Source organism: Arthrobacter antibioticus, from assembly GCF_030063205.1.
Classification (GTDB): Bacteria; Actinomycetota; Actinomycetes; order Actinomycetales; family Micrococcaceae; genus Specibacter.
This window is the reverse complement of the sequence record NZ_JASISQ010000006.1, coordinates 232,013-233,891: the sequence shown is the minus strand read 5'-3', so window position 1 is coordinate 233,891 and position 1,879 is coordinate 232,013. Positions and strand designations below refer to the sequence as shown.

Genomic DNA, 1,879 nt, shown 5'->3' with positions numbered 1-1,879 from the left:
TCCCAACCAACAAACCCACCCGTTTGTTCGGACAGGAAACAAAAAAAGCATGACACCACCAAAACCTATAAACCCCTAAACCCGGGTTTATAGAAATGGTAATTACATGTATAATAAAATAGAAATAAAAGTTGTTCATCACAAGAACACCCAACAAACCACCCACACCAACACAGTCGTGCTGGCCCGTGGGGAATGAGTTACGGTGGTCATAGCGTGGGGGAAACGCCCGGTCCCATTCCGAACCCGGAAGCTAAGACCCACAGCGCCGATGGTACTGCATTCGTGAGGATGTGGGAGAGTAGGACACCGCCGGACAACACATAAAAAGGTCGAGGCCCCACACCACACGGTGCGGGGCCTCCCTCATTTAACACACCACCCAAGCCCACCACCCCAAGATGCGCACGGCGCAACGAGCCGGGAACTACGACCTGGGCCCAGGACCTTAGCTGCACCACCAACGCACAAAGAGTGTCAGGAGCCTCAGCCTCAACGCAGCAGGTATGTATTTGGGCCTGAGTGGGACATCCTTGAGGATTCCTGTCCACCACGATTCCTACGGGACCGTGTTTTCTCTAGCCTGTGACTCTGCGGAAGAGAGCCGAGTAAACTGGACTGATGTCCAACTTGTTTTCTCATGCCCCAAACGCCGTTCCCGGAAATGATTCGATACCTGCCGCACGAGTGAGCGCTGTAACCGTGCCTGTGCCAGTAAGAGAAGCTTTTGACGGGTTTACTGATGGCATCCATCTTTGGTGGCCCGTGGAAGGTCACAGTATTTTTGGCGCCGAATCTCACGTAGGTTTCGAGACAGGCCTCCTACTGGAGGATTCATTTACAGGGTCTCAGTCCGTGTGGGGTGAGATAAGAACGTGGGCGGAACCGACGTCGTTGGCTATTAATTGGCACCGGGGGAGTAATCCCTTGAACCCAACGATCGTTAGCGTGAACTTCAGCGTTCTTGACGATGAGTCAACAACAGTCGTATTGACACACGATGGGTGGGCTCCCGGTGACCTCGGACACGAACAATTTGAGATCCACTGTGATTGGCCCCTCATCTTGTCCAGATACGTCAGATTCATGGGTGGATCCTCCAAGCTGGACTAGACTGTAGTCTGGACAATTGGGTTCATGGTTTTTTCAATAGAAGATCACAAGTGAAGAGCGGCTGTTACTGTGCCAGTTAGTGCGCTCATAGTTTTAGGAGTCGGCATGGCTGAGCAGTACGAAGGACAGCGCGACAATAACTCTCGCGGACAAGACGCTAACGGAAAGTCCTACACAGAGCGTCCGGCAACGAACGATCGTCAGCCCGCGCGTCCATATAGTGAGCGTAGCGGGCAGGGTGCGCGTCCCGCAGGTGGACGCCCGGTAAGAAACAATGAGCGTCCATCTTTTGGTGGCCGTGATGATCGTGGTGGCCGCGATGATCGTGGTGGCCGCGATGATCGTCCGGCGCGTAGCAACGACCGTCCCTCCTATGGTGATCGCGATAACCGTGGTGGCCAGGGTGGACGCCCGGCACAGGACCGCGATTCACGCCCCAGCTACGGCAACCGCGAAGACCGCCCCGCACGCAGTGCTGACCGGCCAATGGTTAACGGCCGCCGCGAAGACCGCAAGCCTTTCGGTGATCGCGATAACCGTGGTGGCCAGGGTGGACGCCCGGCACAGGACCGCGATTCACGCCCCAGCTACGGCAACCGTGAAGACCGCCCGGCACGCAGCAACGACCGCCCCTACGGTGATCGTGATAACCGTGGTGGCCAGGGGGGACGCCCGGCACCGGACCGCGATTCACGCCCCAGCTACGGCAACCGTGATGATCGCCCCGCACGCAGCAACGACCGTCCCTATGGTGATCGCGATAACC

General features: G+C 56.8%; 1 protein-coding gene, 1 rRNA gene and 1 pseudogene. All 3 read left to right on the top strand.

Annotation, left to right across the window (positions count from 1 at the left end; translation table 11 throughout):
* Window positions 1–201 precede the first annotated feature (201 nt).
* Window positions 202–318: ribosomal RNA gene (gene rrf, locus QMG40_RS13815) — 5S ribosomal RNA — on the top strand.
* A 303-nt stretch (window positions 319–621) separates the two neighbouring features.
* Window positions 622–1,113, top strand: a complete 492-nt coding sequence (locus tag QMG40_RS13810; protein ID WP_283531650.1) for an SRPBCC domain-containing protein — start codon at window positions 622–624, stop codon at window positions 1,111–1,113.
* 105 nt (window positions 1,114–1,218) lie between these two features.
* Window positions 1,219–1,879, top strand: a pseudogene (locus QMG40_RS13805) (hypothetical protein); the annotation flags it as partial.

Bases quoted from the DNA above. Each gene is read 5' to 3' on its own strand.
- QMG40_RS13810 (WP_283531650.1), top strand. From the start codon at position 622: ATGTCCAACTTGTTTTCTCATGCCCCAAACGCCGTTCCCGGAAATGAT.